Here is a 6,881-nt window from a genome sequence, read left to right as displayed (position 1 = left end):
GGGCGCGCCGCCTCGGGACGCCCCCCCCGCGGGCCGGGGGGGGGGGGACCCCCCCGCCCGCGGGGCGGGGGGGGGGCGGGGCGGCCCCGGGCGTGGCGGTGGGCATGGAGGGCGCGCCCGGCCACCAGGCGGCGGGCATCAGGACCGCCGACGGCGGCCGCGGCGGCGCGCGGGGCTACTACGACGGCGCGCCGAACCAGGACAGCTTCCCCGGCTTCGCGCCCACGGCCGCCGAGAACCCGTACCGGACCTACGGCGGGTTCGACTGGATGACGGCCAAGGTCGGCGGCCTGTGGGACTCGCTGCTGGCCGAGGGCAGGCCGTGGTGGGTCACCGCCACCTCCGACGCGCACCAGGTGCACCTGGACACGTTCAAGCCCGGCGCCGGCGACCACAACGCGACCGGCAGCCGGGGCGCGCCCGTGGACACCGGCACGCCGCAGGTCTACGGCGACTACTGGCCCGGCTTCTACAGCTCGACCCTCGTCGGCGCGGACTCGAAGTCCTATGTGGACGTCATGCGCGGGATGCAGGCAGGCAGGGTCGTGGCGGTGCACGGGCGGCTCATCGACGGGCTGACCGTGCGGGTGCGGTCGCTCGGGGAGGGCGACGCCCGGGGCGTCACGATCGGCGGCCGCACGTTCGTGCGGCGCGGCGACGACGTCGAGGTGGTGGTCGAGGTCGACCTGGCGCGCGGCGCGAACTTCGGCGGCGCCGTGCCCCGGCTCGCGAAGGTGGACCTGATCGCGGGCCCGGTGACCGGCCCGGCCGCGGACCGCGACGCGTTCTCCGCGCCCGGCACGCAGGTGGTCGGGCAGTTCGAGGTGCCCCGCACCGCGCGCGGCACGGTGCGGTTCACGCACGCGTTCCGGCGCGTGGAGGGCGCGTTCTACCTGCGGCTGCGCGGGTCGGACGGCAACCGGCTCACCGCCGACGGCCACCCGGTGATGGACGTCGTCGGCGACGCCGACCCGTGGTCGGACCTGTGGTTCTACGCGAACCCGGTCTTCGTGGACGTGATCTGACACCGTGTCCCGCGCCGGGCCGGGCCGCACCGCGCGGGGACCCCCCGGGGGGCCCCGGGGGGCCGAGGTGCGCCCTGGTGGCGGGGCGCGAGGTCGGCTCCCCGCGTCGGCTATGTTTTTTAACCCCCCCGCGTGGTTGTGTTGTCTAGGCCCGCCCCGCGGCGCCCGCGGGCCCCCCCCCCCCCCCCCCGGGGCACCGCCCGGAGGCCCCGGGGCGGCCGATGTCCGCAGTGGAGCCGGGGCGCGATGACGGCTCCTCGCGCTTCAATGACGACGTGCGCCTCGGGTGCCAGGCGGCGACCCGCGACCGGCCGCTCGCCGAACGGCTCACCCCGGCCGTGATCGTGTTGTGGCGCGGAGAGCCGTTCGCCCCGGCCGGCTCGTCAGACCGCCGCCCCGCCGGCGCGGGCCGCGGGCCGCGGGGTCCACGGCAGCGGCAGGCCGTCGTCCTCCCGCCGCGGCACCACGTGCACGTGCAGGTGCCGGACGGTCTGCGTGGCGACCCGGCCCTTGCTGGTGATGACGTTGGCGTCGGGCAGCTCGGCCGCCAACTCGGCCGCGCGCCGCATCACCGCGGCCGTCACCGCCGGGTCCACGCCGACGTCGTCCACGTGGACGCGCGGGAGCACCAGGACGTGTCCCGGGTTCACACCGCCCGAGCGCGGGCGGATCGCCACGGCGTCGGGCCAGGAGCGGACGACGACCGCCGGGGCGTCACCGGCGGCGATGGAGCAGAACGGGCAGTTCGTCATGGTCCGATCGTCGCGCTCGGACCCCCTCCCCCGGCAGCTGTCGCCCGTTGCCCGGCGGGTCGGGCAACGGGTCACGGGGACGGCGTGCGCCGCCTCCGGTCACGCCACCGCGAGCCGGTCGGGGAGTCGCGCGAAGGCTCGCGCGGACGGTGGGCGCGGCAGGCTCACTCACCCACCTGTGCCGGTGAACGTCCGTTCGGCGCGGGACCGTCGAACGGGCGCGCTGCGTGGTGCCGGTCGTCGCTTGAGCACCGCAACGGGTTCTCTCTTCACCCGCACGTGTCGCGTTGCTGGCTGTCGTGGGCGCGCTCTCGCTGTACTGGGTCGGCCGAGTTTCGGCTCTCCGGGCCGCCCACCACGCCGCCCGGGACAACGGGAGAGGTGGATTCCATGGCACTGCGCAAGGCGTTGGTCGCACTGGCGGTCGTGGGTTCGGCGGCGGTGTTCGCCCCGCACGCGGGGGCGGAGGCGAGAGCGGACGTCGCCGCGCAGGCGACCCTGGCGGTGATCGAGAGCGCGAACGGCTCGGAGGACGTCTGGCTGCAGACCCTCTGGGACACCAAGCCGATCATCACCGAGGACTACCGGGGCATCGACCGGCAGCTGTGGCGCCTCGGCAGCGGCGACAACCTGATCCGGAACGTCGGGACCGGCCTGTGCGCGGCGGCGATCGGCGGCATCCTCAAGGGCCGCGAGTGTGACCCGGGCGACCCCGGGCAGCTGTGGTGGCGCGAGGGCAGCGGCGCGTCGCGGGTGTTCGTCAACGACGAGTTCGGCACCTGCCTGACCTACGACGGGCACGAGCGCAGCCCGCGCCTGGAGGAGTGCGACCTCTCCGACGGCGACCAGCGCTGGTACGTGAACGAGCAGTAGCCCGCCGGATCGTCGCCACGGGGTCACGCGCCCGACCCCGTGGCGGCCCCGGCGCTACCGGTCGGCGGTGCGCGACCGGCGCAGGGCCCGCACGAGCGCCGCCGGGGTCATCGACCGCAGGCCCGGTCCGCCGGCGAACGCCCACAACGCGATCACCGGGTCGCAGATCGCGCAGCCGAGCGACGAGTGCTCGGCGAACGGGACGATCGGGTTGCCGTACCGGTGGTGCGCCACGTCGGCGGCCGTGTGCACGAGCCACCCGATGCCGATGAACGTCCACGACCGCAGGCCGCGGAACGCGCAGTAGGTGATCACGGCGGTGATGGCGAACTCCCACGCGCCGAGCCCGCCGCCGCTGAGGTAGGCCGCGCCCGCGCCGCCGACCATGACCGCGTTGAACGGCCGGCGGTGCCGCTCGGGCACGAGGGAGTTCAGGAGCACGTACAGCACGCCGATGAGCAGTGCCGTGACCACGACCATGGTTGGCGGTCCTTGTCGTCGCAGGTGGGTTGTTCACCGTGGACGGTAGGAGCGCGACGGCCCGCGCGGCAGCGGCCGCGGTGCCAGATCCCGACGGGTTCTCGCCAACAGAAGGGCGGGGCGGCGACCTGTGGTCACCGCCCCGCCGGGATCCCCTCGGTCCGACCCGTCAGGCGTCCGCCCCGACCGCCGGCCGCTGCTCGGCCAGGTCCAGGCTCGTGCGCAGGGTGATCGGCTTGAGCAGCAGCGCCGCCACCACGCCGACCACGGCGATGGCCGCCGAGATCAGGAAGATGTGCCCGGTGGCGTCGCCGTACGCGGCCCGGATGATGTGCTGCACGGCGTCCGGCAGGACGTTGAGGTTGAGGCTGCCGCCGCCACCGCCGGAGACGGGGATGCCCGCCGCGGTCAGGTCGCGGGTGATGGCGCTCTCGACCCGGCGCGCCAGCACCGCGCCGAGCACCGACACGCCGACCGTGCCGCCCAGCGACCGGAAGAACGCGATGGTCGAACTGGCCGCGCCGATGTCCTTCAGCGGCACCGTGTTCTGCACCGCGAGCACCAGGTTCTGCATGCTCATGCCGACCCCGACGCCGACGAGCAGCATCGCGCCGCCGACGAGCACCAGCGACGTGGCGTGGTCGATCTGGCCCAGCAGGAAGAACCCGACCACCAGCGTCGCCGCGCCCGCCACGATGTAGGGCTTGACCCGACCGGTCTTGGTGATCAGCCGCCCGGACACGATGGACGCGCCCAGCACGCCGGCCATCATCGGGATGGTCAGCAGACCGGCCTCGGTCGGGGTGTAGCCGCGACCGATCTGGAAGTACTGGCCGAGGAACACCGCGCCGCCGAACATCGCCATGCCGACCGCCACGCTGGCCAGGATCGCCAACGCCGTCGTGCGCTGCTTCACGATCCGCAGCGGCACCACCGGCTCCGCCGCGCGGGCCTCCACGGCCACCGCCGCGCCCAGCAGCACCACCGACGCGCCCACCATGGCGAAGGTCTGCCACGACAGCCAGGCGAACGACCCGTCCACGAACGAGATCCAGACCAGCAGCACGCTCACGCCGACCGCGATCAGGCCCGCGCCCAGGTAGTCGATCTTCACGTCCTCCCGCCGCACGCTCGGCACCTTCAGGGTGGCCTGGAGCACGAACAGGGCGATCACCGCGACCGGCACGCCGATGAAGAAGCACCAGCGCCAGCCCAGCCACGAGGTGTCCACGATGAGGCCGCCGAGCAGCGGGCCGCCGACCGTGGCCAGGGCCATCACGCCGCCGAGGTAGCCGTTGTAGCGGCCGCGCTCGCGGGGCGGGATCATCGCCGCGATCACGACCTGCACCAGCGCCTGCAGGCCGCCGACGCCGATGCCCTGGAACGCGCGGGCGGCGATGAGCTGGCCCGCGCTCTGCGCGAAGCCGCTGACCACCGAGCCCAGCACGAAGATCACGATGGCGACCTGGACCAGGGTCTTCTTGTCGAACAGGTCCGCGAGCTTGCCCCAGATCGGCGTGGCGGCGGTCGCGGTCAGCAGGGTGGCGGTCACGACCCACGTGTACTGGGTCTGCGAACCGTCGAGCGCGCCGATGATCTGCGGCAGCGCCGTGGAGACGACGGTGCCGCTGAGCATCGCGACGAACAACACCAACAACAGGCCGCTCAAAGCCTCCAGGACCTGCCTGTGGCTCATCGCGCCGGTGGTGGTGGCGGGTGCGCTCATCGCGCGGCCTCCAAGGTGGAGCCGAGGGCTCCCTCGATGTCGGTGGTCAGGCGTCCCAGGGATGCGGTCAGCGCCTCGACCTCTTGCGGGCTCCAGTCGGCGAACGCGCGGTGCAGGAGCTGGTGGTACCAGTCGCGCATGGCGGCCAGCTCGGCGTGACCGCGCTCGGTCACCACGAGGATGCTGGCGCGGCCGTCGTCGGGGTCGGCGCGCCGTTCGACCAGGCCGTTGGCGACCAGGGCGGCCACCGCCCGGCTGACCGTGGACGGGTCGAGCCCGGCCTGGGCGGCCAGTTCCTTGGCGTGGCAGCCGGTGGGGTTGCCGGCGGCGCGGTCGATCAGGGCGAGCGTGCCGATCAGGCCGGACGAGAGGTGGTGGCGCCGTTGCTTCACCATCCGCACGATCCTGAGCAGGTCGCGCATCCGGTCCTCGACCTCGCGCAAGACGGCGTCCATGCCGTCCCCCTTCCTCACATTGCTTGCCGCATACAACTATCGCTCTAACTTGCACGTCGTGCAAGTTTGCTCGCTGTGCATTGAGTTACACCGGCCCGCCCGCCGAAAAAGCTGCACAGTGTGCATGTTTTGGTACCGTGAGTCATCACATCGCCGAGAGCAGCGGCCCGGTCACGCACCGGGTCGGGAACGGAACGTCGATGACCACCGCTTCCCAGGAGAAGCGCCCCGCCTCCGGCAGACCGACGGTTCCCCTGCCGCCCGAGCACACCCGCCGCGACGCGGGCCCCTTCGACCCGCCGCGGGCCCTCTCCGAGCTCGTCGCGCAGGGCCCGGTGCACCGGATGACCATGCTCGACGGCGACCCGGTGTGGGTCGTCACGAACCACGCGCTGGCCCGCACCCTGCTGGGCGACCCGCGGCTCAGCTCCGACCGGTTCCGCAGCCGCCGCGTGCTGGAGAAGCTGCCCCCGGAGGTCCGCGCCCGGCTCGCCGACGGCCGGGCCCGCGCCGGCAGCTTCATCACCATGGACCCGCCCGACCACACCCGGTACCGCAGGCTGCTCACCGGCCAGTTCACCGTGCGCCGGATGCGCCGGCTCGAACCGCGCATCGAGCGGATCGTCGCCGACCACCTCGACGCGATGGTCGCCGCCGGTCCGGGGGCCGACCTGGTCCGGGCGTTCGCCCTGCCGGTGCCGTCACTGGTGATCTGCGAGCTGCTGGGCGTCGAGTACCGCGACCGCGCCGAGTTCCAGGAGCGCACCGGCACGCTGCTCAAGCTGGACGTGCCGGTGGCCGAGACGATCCGGGTCGCCGACGAGCTGCGCGCGTTCATGCGCCGCCTGGTGGAGGCCAAGCGCGCCGAGCCCACCGACGACATCCTGTCCGGCCTGATCGAGGCCGACCCGACGCTCACCGACGACGAGCTGATCGGCATCGCGAACCTGCTGCTGGTCGCGGGCCACGAGACGACGGCCAACATGCTGGCGCTCGGCACGTTCGCCCTGCTGGAGCACCCCGGGCAGCTCGCCGCGCTGCGCGCGGACCCGTCGTTGGTCGCCGGGGCGGTGGAGGAGCTGCTGCGCTACCTGTCGATCGTGCACCTGGGGGTCGTCCGCACCACGCTGGAGGAGGTGGAGATCGCCGGCAAGGTGGTCCCGGCCGACTCGACCGTGCTGGTGTCGGTGCCGGCCGCCAACCGTGACCCGCACCAGTACCCCCGGCCGGACGAGCTGGACGTGACCCGCCCGCGCGGGCCGCACCTGGCGTTCGGGCACGGCGTGCACCAGTGCCTGGGCCAGCAGTTGGCGCGGGTGGAGATGGCGGCCGGGTTCACCGGCCTGCTCACCCGGCTGCCGGGCCTGCGGCTGGCCGTGCCGGCGGAGGAGGTGCCGCTGCGCGAGGACATGCTGGTGTACGGCGTGCACGCGCTGCCGATCACCTGGGACGCCTGAGTCGCGCGGGGTGGGCGGGGGGGGGGGGGGGGGGCCCCCCCCCCCCGGGGGGGGGCCCCCCCCCCCCCCACCGGGGCCGGGGGGGGGGCCCGCGCCCCCCCGCGAGAGCCCGG

Annotated in this window: 7 protein-coding genes; 3 read left to right on the top strand and 4 right to left on the bottom strand. The window is 74.2% G+C overall.

The features are described from left to right. Nucleotides 1-92 precede the first annotated feature (92 nt). Nucleotides 93-1,025 carry a hypothetical protein gene (locus ACFXGA_RS06610; protein WP_378084871.1) on the top strand — a complete coding sequence of 311 codons (933 nt, stop codon included), beginning with the start codon at nucleotides 93-95 and terminating at the stop codon, nucleotides 1,023-1,025. A gap of 383 nt (nucleotides 1,026-1,408) precedes the next feature. Here the strand turns inward: ACFXGA_RS06610 and ACFXGA_RS06605 are convergent, their stop codons facing one another. Beyond that, nucleotides 1,409-1,777 (bottom strand): HIT family protein, encoded by a 369-nt coding sequence (locus ACFXGA_RS06605; RefSeq protein WP_378084870.1) that lies wholly within the window; start codon nucleotides 1,775-1,777, stop codon nucleotides 1,409-1,411. 390 nt (nucleotides 1,778-2,167) lie between these two features. Between ACFXGA_RS06605 and ACFXGA_RS06600 the strand changes: the two genes are divergently transcribed. Then, a complete protein-coding gene (locus ACFXGA_RS06600) occupies nucleotides 2,168-2,650 on the top strand; it encodes a ricin-type beta-trefoil lectin domain protein (protein WP_378084869.1) in 483 nt (160 codons plus the stop codon). A gap of 54 nt (nucleotides 2,651-2,704) precedes the next feature. Here the strand turns inward: ACFXGA_RS06600 and ACFXGA_RS06595 are convergent, their stop codons facing one another. From ACFXGA_RS06595 to ACFXGA_RS06585, 3 genes are all read right to left on the bottom strand, one after another. Continuing rightward, on the bottom strand, nucleotides 2,705-3,130 hold the full coding sequence (locus ACFXGA_RS06595; protein WP_378084868.1) for a DUF6010 family protein: 426 nt from the start codon (nucleotides 3,128-3,130) through the stop codon (nucleotides 2,705-2,707). A gap of 169 nt (nucleotides 3,131-3,299) precedes the next feature. Beyond that, complete coding sequence (locus ACFXGA_RS06590; protein ID WP_378084867.1) at nucleotides 3,300-4,856, bottom strand: MDR family MFS transporter; 1,557 nt, start codon at nucleotides 4,854-4,856, stop codon at nucleotides 3,300-3,302. Then, nucleotides 4,853-5,311, bottom strand: coding sequence for a MarR family winged helix-turn-helix transcriptional regulator (locus ACFXGA_RS06585; protein ID WP_378084866.1), 459 nt, complete (start codon nucleotides 5,309-5,311; stop codon nucleotides 4,853-4,855). The genes ACFXGA_RS06590 and ACFXGA_RS06585 overlap by 4 nt, the downstream gene beginning before the upstream one ends. 200 nt (nucleotides 5,312-5,511) lie before the next feature. On the opposite strand from ACFXGA_RS06585, the gene ACFXGA_RS06580 reads away from it, so the two are divergent. After that, nucleotides 5,512-6,768 carry a cytochrome P450 gene (locus ACFXGA_RS06580; protein ID WP_378084865.1) on the top strand — a complete coding sequence of 419 codons (1,257 nt, stop codon included), beginning with the start codon at nucleotides 5,512-5,514 and terminating at the stop codon, nucleotides 6,766-6,768. The last annotated feature ends 113 nt before the right edge of the window (nucleotides 6,769-6,881 follow it).

Origin of the sequence: Actinosynnema sp. NPDC059335, assembly GCF_042752395.1 — a bacterium.
Lineage (GTDB): Bacteria > Actinomycetota > Actinomycetes > Mycobacteriales > Pseudonocardiaceae > Actinosynnema.
This window is presented reverse-complemented; position numbering and strand designations above follow the sequence as displayed.

Coding starts and splice junctions, on each gene's coding strand:
- ACFXGA_RS06605 (WP_378084870.1), bottom strand. CDS start 1,777: ATGACGAACTGCCCGTTCTGCTCCATCGCCGCCGGTGACGCCCCGGCG.
- ACFXGA_RS06600 (WP_378084869.1), top strand. CDS start 2,168: ATGGCACTGCGCAAGGCGTTGGTCGCACTGGCGGTCGTGGGTTCGGCG.
- ACFXGA_RS06595 (WP_378084868.1), bottom strand. CDS start 3,130: ATGGTCGTGGTCACGGCACTGCTCATCGGCGTGCTGTACGTGCTCCTG.
- ACFXGA_RS06590 (WP_378084867.1), bottom strand. CDS start 4,856: ATGAGCGCACCCGCCACCACCACCGGCGCGATGAGCCACAGGCAGGTC.
- ACFXGA_RS06585 (WP_378084866.1), bottom strand. CDS start 5,311: ATGGACGCCGTCTTGCGCGAGGTCGAGGACCGGATGCGCGACCTGCTC.
- ACFXGA_RS06580 (WP_378084865.1), top strand. CDS start 5,512: ATGACCACCGCTTCCCAGGAGAAGCGCCCCGCCTCCGGCAGACCGACG.